The organism is Photobacterium obscurum (assembly GCF_026191635.1).
Lineage (GTDB): Bacteria > Pseudomonadota > Gammaproteobacteria > Enterobacterales > Vibrionaceae > Photobacterium > Photobacterium obscurum.
The window spans coordinates 35,606-50,077 of record NZ_JAKRRW010000012.1 but is presented as its reverse complement, the minus strand read 5'-3'; the positions used below and the strand labels follow the sequence as shown (position 1 = coordinate 50,077).

Annotated in this window: 15 protein-coding genes; 11 read left to right on the top strand and 4 right to left on the bottom strand. The window is 43.1% G+C overall.

The window, feature by feature from the left end; translation table 11 throughout:
- Positions 1–42: 42 nt before the first annotated feature.
- From MD588_RS15385 to MD588_RS15335, 11 genes are all read left to right on the top strand, one after another.
- Positions 43–708 carry an urease accessory protein UreF gene (locus tag MD588_RS15385; protein WP_265698401.1) on the top strand — a complete coding sequence of 222 codons (666 nt, stop codon included), beginning with the start codon at positions 43–45 and terminating at the stop codon, positions 706–708.
- Positions 709–718: 10 nt separating this feature from the next.
- Positions 719–1,339 (top strand): urease accessory protein UreG, encoded by a 621-nt coding sequence (gene ureG / locus MD588_RS15380; RefSeq protein ID WP_265698289.1) that lies wholly within the window; start codon positions 719–721, stop codon positions 1,337–1,339.
- A 616-nt stretch (positions 1,340–1,955) separates the two neighbouring features.
- Positions 1,956–2,696: an SDR family oxidoreductase gene (locus tag MD588_RS15375; RefSeq protein WP_265698287.1), complete on the top strand. Its 741-nt coding sequence runs from the start codon at positions 1,956–1,958 to the stop codon at positions 2,694–2,696.
- A 36-nt stretch (positions 2,697–2,732) separates the two neighbouring features.
- Complete coding sequence (locus MD588_RS15370; RefSeq protein WP_265698286.1) at positions 2,733–3,941, top strand: acetyl-CoA C-acetyltransferase; 1,209 nt, start codon at positions 2,733–2,735, stop codon at positions 3,939–3,941.
- An 83-nt stretch (positions 3,942–4,024) separates the two neighbouring features.
- On the top strand, positions 4,025–4,372 hold the full coding sequence (locus MD588_RS15365) for a phasin family protein (RefSeq protein ID WP_265698284.1): 348 nt from the start codon (positions 4,025–4,027) through the stop codon (positions 4,370–4,372).
- A gap of 68 nt (positions 4,373–4,440) precedes the next feature.
- On the top strand, positions 4,441–6,261 hold the full coding sequence (phaC, locus tag MD588_RS15360; protein ID WP_265698399.1) for a class I poly(R)-hydroxyalkanoic acid synthase: 1,821 nt from the start codon (positions 4,441–4,443) through the stop codon (positions 6,259–6,261).
- A 257-nt stretch (positions 6,262–6,518) separates the two neighbouring features.
- The gene (locus tag MD588_RS15355) at positions 6,519–7,406 is read left to right on the top strand and encodes a sugar phosphate isomerase/epimerase family protein (RefSeq protein ID WP_265698283.1); all 888 of its coding nucleotides are present in this window, start codon (positions 6,519–6,521) and stop codon (positions 7,404–7,406) included.
- 179 nt (positions 7,407–7,585) lie between these two features.
- Complete coding sequence (locus MD588_RS15350; RefSeq protein ID WP_265698281.1) at positions 7,586–8,464, top strand: DMT family transporter; 879 nt, start codon at positions 7,586–7,588, stop codon at positions 8,462–8,464.
- Between the two features lie 144 nt (positions 8,465–8,608).
- On the top strand, positions 8,609–9,025 hold the full coding sequence (locus MD588_RS15345; RefSeq protein WP_265698280.1) for a universal stress protein: 417 nt from the start codon (positions 8,609–8,611) through the stop codon (positions 9,023–9,025).
- 229 nt (positions 9,026–9,254) lie between these two features.
- Positions 9,255–10,523, top strand: coding sequence for an amidohydrolase family protein (locus tag MD588_RS15340; RefSeq protein ID WP_265698279.1), 1,269 nt, complete (start codon positions 9,255–9,257; stop codon positions 10,521–10,523).
- Positions 10,524–10,911: 388 nt separating this feature from the next.
- Complete coding sequence (locus MD588_RS15335; protein WP_265698278.1) at positions 10,912–11,244, top strand: DUF3332 family protein; 333 nt, start codon at positions 10,912–10,914, stop codon at positions 11,242–11,244.
- 353 nt (positions 11,245–11,597) lie between these two features.
- Here MD588_RS15335 and MD588_RS15330 read toward each other — a convergent pair whose 3' ends face one another.
- From MD588_RS15330 to MD588_RS15315, 4 genes are all read right to left on the bottom strand, one after another.
- Entirely contained in the window at positions 11,598–12,596 is a 999-nt protein-coding gene (locus MD588_RS15330) for a DUF4382 domain-containing protein (protein ID WP_265698277.1), read from the bottom strand.
- 138 nt (positions 12,597–12,734) lie between these two features.
- Complete coding sequence (locus tag MD588_RS15325) at positions 12,735–13,046, bottom strand: hypothetical protein (RefSeq protein WP_265698275.1); 312 nt, start codon at positions 13,044–13,046, stop codon at positions 12,735–12,737.
- A 59-nt stretch (positions 13,047–13,105) separates the two neighbouring features.
- On the bottom strand, positions 13,106–13,639 hold the full coding sequence (locus tag MD588_RS15320) for a GNAT family N-acetyltransferase (protein WP_265698273.1): 534 nt from the start codon (positions 13,637–13,639) through the stop codon (positions 13,106–13,108).
- Positions 13,640–13,670: 31 nt separating this feature from the next.
- Positions 13,671–14,468: a class I SAM-dependent methyltransferase gene (locus tag MD588_RS15315; RefSeq protein ID WP_265698272.1), complete on the bottom strand. Its 798-nt coding sequence runs from the start codon at positions 14,466–14,468 to the stop codon at positions 13,671–13,673.
- Positions 14,469–14,472 lie beyond the last annotated feature (4 nt).

The following is a 14,472-nucleotide window of genomic DNA, read 5'->3' as shown; positions in this document are numbered from 1 at the left end:
GTGATGGTCATGGATAGCAATGAGAGGGGTAATACCAAGAGTTTGTTGGCGGATTTTCGCTTGTACCAGTTAATGAGTCCGTCATTACCGATTGGAGCATTTACCTATTCACAAGGGCTTGAGTGGGCGGTCGAGAGGGGGTGGGTAACTGACCAAGCCAGTTTGCAAAATTGGTTAGCGGATGTGCTTTACCATAGTTTGGTGACGCTGGAGCTGCCGATATTGCAACGGCAGTATCAGGCTATTGGCATGCAGGATGTAGTTGCTTTAACCCACTGGAATAAATGGCTGTATGCAAACCGTGAGACAAAGGAACTACGGTTGGAAGAACGACAACGTGGCAAGGCGACAGCCAGGCTGTTAAAGCAATTGGACGACCAATTTAGCCCCGCAATGATCCGAAATGTTGAAGCCAACCAGCTTGCGGGTTTTGCGTTGGCGGCAAATTACTGGGACATAGAGGATGAAGCGTTATGCGCGGGTTATCTATGGAGCTGGCTTGAGAATGCAACAATGGCAGGGGTGAAGCTAATTCCGTTGGGACAAACGGCTGGACAGCAAATACTCCTGTCGCTATCAGAACAACTGCCCGTCGCTTTGGCGGCCTCGAAAGCTGTTAAGGATCATGAAATTGGTAGCTTTACCCCGGCACAGGTATTAGCGAGTAGCCGGCATGAAAGTCAGTATACAAGACTATATCGCTCATAAGGATAGAGACATGACTGAATATAAATCTCCGTTACGAATAGGTGTCGGTGGCCCAGTGGGATCAGGGAAAACGGCACTGTTGGAAGTGCTTTGTAAAACTATTCGCGATCAATACAACATCGCTGTTGTCACCAATGATATTTATACTCAGGAAGACGCAAAGATCCTGACTCGGGCTGAAGCTCTTGATGCTGATCGTATTATTGGTGTTGAAACAGGGGGATGTCCACATACAGCGATTCGCGAAGATGCATCAATGAATTTGGCGGCCGTTGAGGAGCTGGCGGAAAGGCACAAGAACTTAGATGTTGTATTTATCGAAAGCGGCGGAGACAATCTGAGCGCGACATTTAGTCCCGAATTGGCTGATTTAACCATTTACGTAATTGATGTAGCTGAAGGCGAAAAGATCCCACGGAAGGGGGGGCCTGGCATTACGCGATCCGATTTGTTAGTGATCAATAAGATTGACCTCGCCCCCTACGTAGGCGCTTCATTGAAAGTTATGGATCAAGATACCAAACGAATGCGACCAAATAAGCCCTATGTGTTTACTAATTTAAAAGAAGGAAAAGGGCTGTCTAAAATTATCGACTTTGTGGTGACTCAAGGAATGCTTGATAATAAGTGATGAAGTAAAATTTATCGATAATTAAAAGCCATGTTCATTGAACTTGGCTTTTTTACTATTTGTTACTATCAAATCGTTCGATTCATAAAAAGTAATGATAATCAAAAATTACTCTATTATTGCTTTGATTAATAACCAAGCTCAATGTCTTACTCATTTCCCCTCAAGAAAAGAGCTACTTTAAAGTTGTGCAAATATGCAGATGTACAATGCAAAAATTCTTCTTTTCTTAAGTTCCCACACCATACATTCCGTATTGCATATATAAATTAGGTTGAACTTTCTAGTTGGCATTATTCCTGCAGTAAATATGCAATATAACAATAACATTTGTCGTTTTGGTTGTTACATCGGTTAAATGTGATTCTATGCAGGAATATTGGTACGACCATTGATGCAGTGTGTTGATATTACTATGTGCGTATGCTCTTATAATATTTATGCAACACGAAGGTCACGGAAATGTAGTTTTAGACCGTTACGATGCAAGAAACTTTGAGAATAAAACTGAATTAATAGTATTGGTTGGTTAGTGGTCTTGAATGTCAATAAGCTTGTTTTGGCTTTTGTTTCAAGGTGTTATGTCATCATTTGTGATGGAATGGAGTCTTCTGTAATGAGTAAAAAAGCATTAGTAACTGGTGCGAAAGGTGGTATTGGTTCTTCAATAACAAACGCTTTGGTTGAAGCGGGTTATAGAGTCATCGCGACATACTTTCCTAATGGGGAAGCTAACGCGAAAGAGTGGTTTAAAGAGCATAATTATTCAGAAGATCAGGTTAGGCTATATCCTTTAGATGTTACAGATACAGCGCACTGTGAAGAGTCGCTCGCAACATTATTGAAGGAGGAAGGTAACATTGACGTGCTGGTCAATAATGCTGGTATCACCCGTGATACCACTTTTAAGCGTATGACTGCGGAGCAATGGAATGAGGTTATTACAACAAATTTAAATAGCCTATATAACGTAACGCACCCACTATTTTCTTCTATGTGTGAGCACGGAAATGCCCGCATTATTAATATCTCTTCAGTAAATGGTTTGAAAGGTCAGTTTGGTCAGGCTAATTACTCTGCAGCAAAAGCAGGGATGATTGGTTTTACCAAGGCGTTAGCTGCAGAAGGTGCTCGTTCTGGTGTTACAGTCAATGCGATTGCCCCTGGTTATACAGGTACACCAATGGTTCAAGCAATTAAGCCGGAAGTACTCGACTCTATTAAAGCTGAAATTCCAATGAAGCGTCTTGCTGCACCAGGTGAAGTGGCTGCGGCGGTAACTTTTCTTGCAAGTGACGCAGCGGCTTATATTACAGGCGAAACACTGTCTGTGAATGGCGGTTTATACATGCACTAATTGCTAGTTTGAAAGTTTAAGAAAGGACGCTAAAAAATGACTAAAGTATATATTGTTGCAGCAAAACGTACCCCTCTAGGTAGTTTTAATGGTGCACTTAAATCTGTTTCTGCCGCCCAATTGGCAGCGGTGGCAATTAAAGCCGCTTTGAAAGAAGCCAGTGTTGAGCCTGCAAACCTTGATGAAGTAATTCTCGGTAACGTCGTTGGTGCTGGACAGGGAATGGGCCCTGGCCGTCAGGCCGCTCTCTATGCCGATATTCCAAACGAAGTACCTGCCTATAGCCTAAATATGGTTTGCGGCAGTGGAATGAAGGCGGTTATGGATGCCGCATCTCACATCAAGGCAGGCGATGCCGAATTGGTTGTTGCCGCTGGTGCTGAGAACATGTCTCAAATTCCATTCTGTGTGTCGTCGAAGGTTCGCGACGGGCAGAAAATGGGTAGCCTTGAAATGTCAGATCTTCTGATTGCCGATGGCCTGACTGATGTCTTTAATAACTACCACATGGGTGTAACAGCTGAAAATGTTGTTGCCAAGGTAGGCTTGAACCGTGAGCAGCAGGATAACTTTGCACTTGCTAGCCAGCAGAAAGCTGTGGCAGCCATTGAGCAAGGCAAATTTGTTGATGAAATTGTACCGGTTGAAGTGACTGTTCGCCGTAAAACGAGTGTGGTAGATACCGATGAATATCCTAAGGCCGATGCAACAATTGAAGGCTTGGCCAAACTGCGCCCAGCCTTCAAGAAGGACGGTGGTTCGGTAACGGCTGGTAATGCTTCGGGTATCAATGATGGTGCAAGTGCAATCATCGTAGCTTCAGAGGCCGCGGTAGAAAAATACGGTCTAACGCCACTGGCTGAAATTGAGAGCTATGCTCAAGCCGGAATTGCCCCAGATATTATGGGACTTGGTCCTGTTCCTGCCGTGGTTAAAGCGTTGGACAAGGCGGAACTTAATATCAACGAAGTAGGCCTATTTGAATTCAATGAAGCATTTGCTGGTCAAGCACTAGGTGTGCTGCATGAACTGGCAGATGAATTGAATACTCAAGTTGAAGATTTAGCTGAGCGTTCAAATGTGAATGGTGGTGCGATTGCACTGGGTCACCCTTTGGGGGCATCAGGTAACCGTATTATCGTAAGCCTTCTTCATGAAATGCGTCGTCGAGGTACTGAGCATGGTCTTGCCACGCTTTGTGTTGGTGGTGGCATGGGTACGGCAGTTGTACTGAAGAGCGTTTAATCGCAAGTGTTTCAGATTGTACCTAGATACACATCATGGCCTAGGTACGTCACTCATTACTTTTTAATTGAAGGAAACAAGCTATGTATACGGAAATGTTTAAATCTTTCTCTGAGCAGACTGAAAAATCTCTGGCACCATACGTGAAATTCAACAAGCTATTTACTAAGAATGTTGAAGAATTGACTGAGCTACAACTTGCTGCGGTACGTGCTTATAGCGATCTTGGTTTGTCTCAGCTTAAGGCTGTTAGCGAAGTTAAAGATGTTCAGTCTTTCGCTGCTTTCAACAGCCAGCAACTAGAAACGCTAACAAAGCTTTCTCAGCAGCTAATCGACGATAGCAACAAATTCAACGCTGTTGCCCAGTCGTTTAAAACAGAAGTTGAAGAGCTAGTTGCAGAAAACGTAAAACAGGCAACACCAGTGTAAACAAAATGACCATTCAGCCGCCCCTTTCTGCGGGCGGCTTTTTTAGTCCAAATGCTGAGGTCATTGTAATGAACTATAACTTCTTTGCGGACTACTTTGCCAAGCTCCAGGATATGAACCAAGTATGGTGGAAAGAGCTGGATTCCGGCAAGGCAGCCATGAATACTCCCCTTAATAAAGCGCTCAATGAAATAAACATAGAAGATGCTACCGAATTATTAGAAAAAGCATCAGCGCAGCCAGCTGTTTTAGCCAAAGTGCAAATGGACTGGTGGGAAAATCAAATGAAGATCTGGCAAAACGTCACTATGAATTCAGGTGATGTGTCTGATCTTGTTAAGCCTGAAAAAGATGACAAGCGCTTCAGCGATCCGGCGTGGGATAATGAGGCGTTTTACCGTTATATCAAACAGTCTTATCTGTTATTTAGCAACACGATGAAAGAGAGCATCGACTCAATTGAAGGGTTGGATGAAAAAGCCAAAGAACGCTTAGGTTTCTTTTCTCGACAAGCAATAAATGCACTTTCACCGACCAATTTCGTTACTACGAACCCTGAGCTGGCTAAGCTGACGGTTGAAACCAATGGTGAAAACCTTGTCAAAGGGATGGAGCTGCTTCAGGAAGACATGCAAGCCAGTGCCGATGTACTGAAGATTCGCATGACCAATGATAATGCCTTCGAGCTAGGTGATAATGTAGCCAATACTGCGGGTGATGTTGTATTCAAGAATGACTTGTTCGAGTTGATTCAATACAAGCCGCTAACAGAAAAGGTCAATGCGACGCCGCTTCTCATCGTGCCGCCATTTATCAATAAGTACTATATTTTGGATCTTCGCGAGAAGAATTCGATGGTACGTTGGCTGGTGGAGCAAGGGCATACCGTGTTTATGATGTCCTGGCGTAACCCAGATGCCAGTATGGTGAATGTTGACTTCGATGATTATGTGCTCGATGGCGTGGTTAAGGCGGTTGAAGCCATTGAGGATATTACCGGCCAGAAGCAGATTAATGCGGCGGGTTACTGTATAGGTGGTACTTTGCTGGCAGTGACCTTGGCCTATTATTCAGCCAAGCGGATGCGGAATAGGATAAAGTCAGCGTCGTTCTTTACAACCTTGCTGGATTTCTCTCAACCGGGCGAAATTGGTGCCTATATCAATGATCCGATAATTTCTGCGATTGAAGCGCAGAATGAAGCGAATGGATATATGGATGGACGCTCTTTGAGTGTGACCTTCAGCCTACTGCGTGAAAACAGCCTGTATTGGAACTATTACATTAATAATTACCTGAAAGGAAACAGCCCGATCGATTTCGATCTGCTGTACTGGAACGGTGATAGTACCAATGTTGCTGTAGCATGCCACAGCACTTTGTTACGTCAGTTCTATCTTGAAAACAAGCTGATGGATCCGAAAGGCTTTAAGGTCGGTGGTGTTTATATTGATCTGGCTAAGGTTAAAGTACCTAACTACTTTATCTCTACTCAGGAAGATCACATTGCACTTTGGCAGGGAACCTTCCGTGGTGCACAGTGCCTGAATGGTAAATCGACATTTGTTCTCGGTGAATCAGGCCATATTGCAGGGATTGTAAATCACCCAGCGAAAAATAAATATGGCTTCTGGACCAATGACAAGAAAGTTGCTGATGCTGAAAAATGGCTAGAAACTGCGAAGCGTCAAGATGGCTCTTGGTGGAATCACTGGAATGCTTGGCTAGCTGATTTTGAATCAACCGAACAAGTTGATGCGCGTGAGGCGGGTAGTTCCAATTACCCCGCGACAGCGGCTGCGCCGGGAAGTTATGTGTTGCAGACGTTACCAATTGAAGTATCGAATGCCGTCGAACAGCATAAGAGCAATAAGGTAGAGACTGCTTAGTACGTACCGGTATAGTATCAATCGATACGGTATCTACATCTAGAATTTGTTGACGCTTTTTAAAGCCAGTTGGAACCCCAGCTGGCTTTTTTTATTGGTTTTTAAAAGGAGGGTTTTATAGCCAAAGAATCAAATCAGATTTGCGAAAATGCAAAAATAAGCTGGGGCAATCGTCACGTAATTAAACTGGATTTCACTCTAGGCTTGGCAGTAATTAAATACGTTTGATGACTACGGATATTAGAGAGGATTTGTCCATGAGAAATTTGATTGCATATGCCCCATATCGAAGGGGAATCGAGTCTGCTACTAATTCACATTTCCCATCCTGGATGGGGGGATTGTCTGAGGCTAGACAAGCAGGATTTGTCGGTATCGAGCTTGAGCCATATGGCTTCTTGCCTCTAGATGCGGATACGGTAAATATGGCTTTGTACCTAAAAGAACTGGAAGTGTGCGCTGGTACGATTTCTGAACCCTTATCAATGAGAAGCAAACAAGCCGAAATTCTCGAAAAAACAGAACGATTATGTGCGTTTCTCCAGCAAATTGGTACAGGAATATTGGTAGTGAACGACAGGGTGAATGATGAACGTAGCTACTATGCCGGGCTCAGTGATGAGGCTCCAAGGCTGAGCGAGGCGCGGTGGGTGCATATGATGGAGACAATCAGCAAAATGAGCACGATTGCCGGTCAGTACCATATTCGCGTTGTCGTTCTTCCTCATGTCGGTGGATATATCGAATATGAGGATGAAATAGAGCGTATGCTGCAAGATTTACCTCGTACAAATGTCGGTCTATGTCTCGATACTGGGCATCTATATTATGCCGGAATGGATCCTGCCCAAAGCCTTATTCGCTATGCGGAACGACTGGAGCATCTGCACTTTAGTGATATAGATATTGCCAAGCAATATAACGCAGTTCAAAACCGAATTGGTTACTGGCAGGCTTGCACTGAGGGGGTCATGTGTCCGCTAGGTGAAGGTGGCGTTCTCTTTGGTGAAGTTTACAAAGTACTTGATGATATCGGCTATAAAGGCTGGATCGCTATCGAGCAGAGAAGGGAGCCATGCGACACATCTACCATCTTGTCTGATTTAAAGAAAAGCCGTCAGTATTTGGTTGATAGAGATTTTTAGCTTAATAAAATACATTGCTTTTTCTCGGTGACTGGCAACCAAGCTCCTTCATATTTGGTGTTAGAAAAAGCTGACGGAAGCCGGCCTTTTACTGGATAATGTTCATATTTGCGATAGAGTGGTTGTTCTTTCAATTACTGATACCGCTGTATATTTTATTCTTTTAACTCAGGGACACTATGACACTAGAACACCGTGCAGACTTTATTCTGGTCGCGACCACTATGCTGGCTGCTGCAGGATGGATTTTTTCCAAACAAGCAATTCAAGGGCTACCGCCATTTGGGTTTATTGGCTCACGGTTTGTTTTGGCATCGGTATTTTTGTTGCCCTTTTGTTATAAGGCGCTGAGAAAGGTAAACAGAGGTGATCTTCTCCGTGCCATGAGTGTAGGCTGTTTGCTGGGGAGTGCACTTCTGCTGTGGATCTACGCCATTTCGGTTAGCGATACGCTAGGGGAAGGGGCATTCATTATGAGTCTCTCCATGCTCTTTGTGCCCTTGATTGCCTGGCCGCTGTTTAAGCAGCGACCTCCCCGAATGTTTTGGTTTTCGTTACCGATTGCAGTAGCCGGTCTGGTGCTGTTGTCTTCGGCTTCTGGTTGGCAGCAATCTGCTAGCCAGATTTGGTTTGTTTTGGCTGCTGTTATGCTGGCTGTTCATTTCAACTTCAATAGCCGCTTTTCCCAGCGAATACCGACCTTGCTACTGACTTGTACTCAATTATTTGTCACAGGTTTAATGGGGCTGGTGGCTTCTCTGGCCTTTGAAACTTGGCCGGAGCAGGTCAGTATCGATATCTGGGGATGGTTTGCCATGAGCGTATTGATAGCCACCAGTCTGCGCTATGTGATGCAAACTTCAGGGCAAAAGCACACTACCGCAGCGAATGCTGCGATTATCATGGTTCTAGAGCCGGTTTGGACAGTAGTGTTGAGTATGGTCTGGTATGGCGAACAGATGCCTATGAATAAATTACTCGGCTGTAGTCTAATTTTACTGGCGCTGCTTTTCTATCGCGGCGGGGCAAAGATTATGGAGAGGTTAAGCACGGCATAATCAGTTATTGTTCATGTTTTAACTGATTCCTGCTAGACGGGATTTTATCGAATCTTCGAATTGGTATTGCGTATATACGTTAAACTTTGCTGTAAGTCTCTAAAAGTGATCGCTTTTGATAATGCATCTACAAAGGAGTAAGCAATGTTTAACAGAATTATGATGCCCATCGATTTAAGGCATTTGGAAAAAGTAGGCAAGGCACTGGATATCGTTGAAAAGTTGGCAAATACTTACGATTCGACGGTTATATTTGTCGGTGTCTCGGCCTCTGCACCTTCAGATATTGCGCGTAACCCAAAGGAGTTCTCGGCGAAACTTGCCCAGTTTGCAGAAGAGCAAAGCCAAAAGCACGCAATTCCAACTGAAAGTTTTCCGATCATTAGCCCAGATCCTACCGCTGATTTAGACGATAAGCTGCTGGATGCTATCGCCGCGTTAAACACGGATCTAGTAGTTATGGCTACCCATGTCCCCGGTGCTCGTGACTATCTCTTTGGGAACAATGGTAACTATATTTCTGACCATGCAAAGGTATCGGTATTTTTAGTTCGCGGGTAGGTAGCTTCCCGCAAGCACTCACCCTTTAACGAGCATATTCTCTTATCGTTTTGTTGTTGTCCTTAAAGCCATCATGGAATCTCTCCGGCGTCGCTCGTATGTTGCTCGTGGCATATTGATGCTCTTTCGCAACATTGCTGGCGCGAAATGATAAATATAGGTCTGGCTTAACCGATAAATTGGCTTCGTAGAGAGACATTATGAATGTGGTAAATATAAGGACCTAGTTATGATCTTGATTAAAAACGCGAATGTATTTAACGGTACCGACGACAAGCTTATTCAAAACGTTAATCTAGTGATTGAAGACAATATTGTGACGAAAATCACTCAAGATGTTGTTGATGAAAGTAATGCGGATAAAGTGATTAATGCGAATGGACACACGGTCATGCCAGGCCTTATCGATGCCCATGTACATATTACGATGTCAGCCCCGTTTAACGTGATTGACGGGATGCCACGAGAAGAGATCGCGATTCGTTCAGCAAAAGTTGCCGAAGGTATGCTGATGCGTGGCTTTACAACGGTTAGAGATGTAGCGGGTAACACTATAGGACTAAAAAATAGTATCGATAATGGATATGCGACAGGTCCTCGTATATTGCCATCTCAGGCGGCAATTTCTCAAACGAGTGGCCATTCTGATTATCGTCAAAATAGAGGTCAAGAAAGAGTTGGTCAGCATGAAGATTCCCCGTTAATGAAAACGGGAGCATTTCGTGTTGCTGATGGTCGACCGGATGTACTAAAAGCGGTACGAGAGCAGCTGTTTATGGGGGCTTCTCAAATCAAAGTTATGGCAGGTGGTGGAGCATCGTCAACATTCGATCCACTTGACACATTGCAATATACATTAGATGAGATGAAAGCGGCGGTTGAAGCAGCTTCTGACTACGGTACTTATGTAGCTGCACATATTCATACCGCTGATGCAATGCGCCGAGCGGCTGAAGCTGGTGTGATGTCTTTTGAACATGCGACTATCATGGATGACGATATTGCGAAAACAATTAAAGAGAAAGGGATATTTGTTATTCCGTCATACTTTACTTCGTCGCTAATCGCAGAGCGTAAAATCCCTCTACCAAATGAGGAAACGTACCGCAAGACTGAGCGCGTAGGTAAAGCGATGCTGCATTCCGCTGATTTAATCAAAAAATATGAGATTGAAAATATCTGCTTCGGCACAGACTGTGTTGGTACGCTAGACGTTCATGCAACTCAATCCAATGAACTGGAAGCGATTGAGAAAGTATTCGATTCTATCACTGCGCTGCGCATGGCAACGTCAAACTGCGGTCGTTTGTTTGAAATGTCTACCTACCAACACCCATATCAAGAAGGGAAGCTTGGTCAATTGGTAGAAGGTGCTTATGCCGATCTGCTGATCATCGATGGTAACCCATTAGAAGGTGTTGCATGTGTCGTAAATCCAGATACACAGAAAGTCATAATGAAAGATGGTGTAATGTACAAAAACACGCTTCCTCAATAACCTCAATTTAAGTGGGCTATATGTAGGTTAACTTGAATGAACTATTGTTAATAGCCGCAGAAACCCAGGGCGGCTATTTTAGTGTGTAAGAAATGTCAGAGTAATGTCAGGAAAAATCAATTGGCACGAAGTGGTAATTAGTTAAAGAAACAATATTTTATTATCAGCACGCGAATTTTATTAAAGGACTTTTTATGATTAAGGATGCTGCTGTTCCGATTATCACATTGATGATGAGGGTACATTTACTAAAGCGGACGTAGGCTTACGAGCGCAGTGGCGTATCTTGTATGCTGATTTTCCAACTTCAGTGTTGGGTTAGCTTTTTAATACGACGTTACTAATTGAAGTTAATTATTACCATTTCAAGAGTTAAATAGGGTTTAGAATGAAAATCAAGAAAGGAAAAGTAATTGCCGCTGCATTATCGGTTCTAGTGCTATCTGGTTGTGCAGGTCAAATGGCTGTGACAGGCAAGGCAGTAAAATTTAATATGGATGCTGTTGATAACCGTTATGCCAGAGCGGGGTTGAATGTGGTGATGGCACCTGTATATGCTGTTACGTCGGGTGTTGACTACGCAATTCTCAATCCTATCGAGTTTTGGACTGGAACGAATATTCTGACAGACCAACCATCAATCTTTGATGCCAAGGGCGAAAACTATATTGAGATTAACGATCAGCTTGATGATTCATTAACTACAGCGCCGATTAAGTAATAATTAATAACAGAACACCACGACATAGCTGCTTAATATAGTGTGTTTACTTACATCTGACTGATATGGTTAGTCGTAGGGAGGGGTAAATGTATTCAAGTGAAAAGATAAAACAAAGGGTCTTCGTTATTTCTAGAAGAACGAGAAAAAAATATATTGCACATTATCAAGATAATAACAGCATCAAGTAAATCAAAGTTTTCATTGATGTAATCCTGGTCATAGTTAAGACCATTTGGTTCATCGTCGCCCCGGAATGTGACGATGAACCCTTTTTGTTTTTTATGCCATATAACTAACGAGTAATAGCCTCTATGAAGAGACTATTGACCATTTAGCAATCTGCCGCTACTTCATTCATTAAAGTCATAAGTTGTATTATTTCCAGAGCTAACAGTAACTTCTCCCCATGTATATGTAGGGTTTCCAATCGGGATCTGATCATAATATTCAGGATCATCACCAGTGAGTTCGTTCTGATTAACACCAACATCATTACAGCTAAAGGCTAGGGTATAATCTCCAGCCGGAAGGTATGCAAAGGTATAGTCACCGTTATCTTGGTCAAGTAATTTTGATGCATAAGGCATTAAAACATTTTCAGGCACATCGGTATCAACACTAGGATCATATTCATCACCCAAAGTCATGTCGAGGGCTCCGTCAGTACTATGCCAGCCTTGATAGAGGTAGACAACATTACCACTGTCAGTAGGGCAGTCACCTGCGCCATATAGGTTCATATCGACCGTGCCGCTAATGCTGCCTACCGCAGCGCTTTCAACAATACTGACTCCATGAGGTTTGAGGTTGTAATTGCTGCCCCCCCCATTATTAACCAAGGCGGAACGCAATTTAAACTCAAGAGTATAGGCTTGATAGTCCTTTTTGCTGACGTAAAATTCGCCGAGTTTCAGTTTATTGCTGGGCGTTTTCAACGGATAGATACTGTCATCATATTTAACTACTGAGCAGTAGTCAGTTGAGCCAGTACCGTTAGCACTTTGCGCACAACCGTAAGTATTTAAGACTAAGCGGTAGCTACCTTTAGCAATGACAGCATTTTCGATGATGAGCTTAGTATCACCATTTTGATAGTCCATCAGGTTGATGTACATTGGGCTGTTTTTGCCATTTTTATCGGTAATCATTATGGTTTGTGTTTTGGATTTCTTGCTATCACTTTCTAAGGTAACAGACTCGAGAGTGACCCATACTGCTTTCATGTTGTCTACAGGTGCATCGGCAACGGAGAAGGATACATTAGCAGTTTCTTGTGAATCGGAACCACAGCCACTAAGCCCCAAAATAGATATGACGGTCAGGGTCGATAACGGGAATAACGAGCGCATATGCATCTCCTTGCTTCAATATTAGCTCGCAATAAGTGTAGATTATGTAGTGATTTACGAAGCGGCTGTTGAGCGAAAATGGCCGTTATCTTGGTCCATCGATTACGATTTGGACCTAATTATGATTGTTCAGCGCGGTTAAAAACAGTCAACAGAGTACCGTTTTTTACCTGAAAAAAAACCAACTCCAACACTGAATGTTACTTGTTTATCATCTTGATAATTTTGACAATTTGATAGGGCTGTAACTTTTTTATCTTTGACTTGGATTATGTTGCTATAGCATACAGAACCGTGAGCCAGAGTTTGGCATTTGGTATCAATAATTGTTCCTGTCTCAGTTTTGATATTAATGCCAATAAATTCCAGCCAGAGGCTGCCGAGTACGATGCCAATTGTAAAAAGTATTGTTGATAGCAGTTTTAGTATTTCCAGATACTGATTTTTCACTTTCAGTTACTCGTACTAAAAAATGAAGCCCTGAAGTTAGAATTATAGCTGCAGACTACCTATAAATCGTTGGGGCGTAATGTGTATTCGTAGAAGGCAACAGAGGAGCTCTTGTCTATGCATTCAATAAAACCGAGCTTACGTAATAGGTGGGCAGAGGCAGTATTATCTTGCTCGACACCCGCAATGAGAGTTGAAACTGAACCAAGCTCTCGACACCAATTAATAAGCGCATTCAAGAATTCTTTCGCATAACCCTGTCCCCAATAATCCTCACCTAGTAGATAACCAATCTGGGCTGATTTATCATGCGCCTCGTAAAGGAAGATGAACCCAATGACAACATTAGTTTCAGAAGACTTTACAAGTAGGCATTGGCTCTCCGTTATCATGCGCTTTAGCCAAAGATCTGCTGAATCTAGTGATGATATATTTTGGAAGTGTGGTGGAAGCGATTTGACCACTGGTGGCGTAAGCAGATCTACGATTCGGCTTAGTAAGCCAGAGTTTGAGTCAAGACTGAGGGATGCATCTGTTATGATTAACCGAGGTGTTTTGAACAAATATTCTCGTTCATTATGGTTCTGTTTCATAGAAGGATACCTCGAAATCTGTAGTGTCTTGTTAATATGCTTTTTTCGCGATCACCAAACCATGGTTACTTGAACCTAAAAGAGATGGTTCATCGCAGGTTTTAAGGTGATAGGCCAGCCAACTGGCATATTGTTCTGGACTAAAGTGATTAACACCTGACGCAATATATCGACCAAAGCCATCAGTAGCTACATGACGTAATTTGGTAAAACCATGTTCACTTACAAGCTTTTCCATTTCAGATGGAGTGGCAAAGTAACCCACGTTAAAAAAGCTATCGGCTAACTTACTCGGAACCAAACCAGACTCAGACAGAGTGGATAGAACCTTTGGAGTAACAAGCTGCGGGAATTGCTGCGCAAACATGCCAGCTACAAAGTAACGCGAGATGTAGGCAACGGCCAAAATGCCACCAGGCTTTAGAATCCTATTAGCTTCTGATATCGCTTGGTTGCGCTGCTCTTGAGTTTGCAAATGGTACAGAGGGCCAAGAATAACGCAAAGATCCTGTGAGTGACTTTCAATAAACGGAACTGAACAGGCATTACCCTCATAAATTGAAAGTGCTAAACCTTGCTCTTTCACTTTACTTCTTAATATACTGACTTGATCCGGTACAAGTTCGACAGCAGTGGTTTTACATCCCATTTTTGCAAAGTGGAGAGAGTACCGCCCGGTTGCAGCTCCTTGCTCTACTACCTTTGCTCCAGGTACAAGATACTCTTTCAATACATGCATTGTCGTATCAAATTCCATCTGAGTTATGAACTGTCTTGTAAGACGCTCATCTTCGTCTGCATCCGTATATTGATCTATTAATTCTTGCATGATG